At 55.6% G+C, this 241-nt stretch carries 1 protein-coding gene; it reads left to right on the top strand.

The window, feature by feature from the left end:
* On the top strand, positions 1–194 hold a 194-nt coding region (locus Q4563_RS22140), incomplete at its 5' end, for a hypothetical protein (RefSeq protein WP_303606071.1).
* Between the last annotated feature and the right edge of the window lie 47 nt (positions 195–241).

Genomic DNA, 241 nt, shown 5'->3' with positions numbered 1-241 from the left:
ATACAGAGGCTGAAACCGGAGCGCAGGCACTGTGTGATCAGTGCCAGAGAGAGAACTCAGGATGGTTGTTGGTAGACCTTGAAGCCATCCACAAAGGTAGCGATCACTTGCCCGCTGCGACCGTATGCATCGGTTTGTTCCGGGTTGATCAGGCTGGCATTAAAGCGTTGGCCTTATGCAAACCCGGAGTGTAAACCGAGGGTTGCCGCCGGGTGAGTACTCAGTGCCGACAAGGCGGCAT

Source organism: Gilvimarinus sp. 1_MG-2023 (assembly GCF_030548285.1).
The sequence above is the reverse complement of the archived record's forward strand: the minus strand, read 5'-3'. Positions and strand labels throughout refer to the sequence as shown.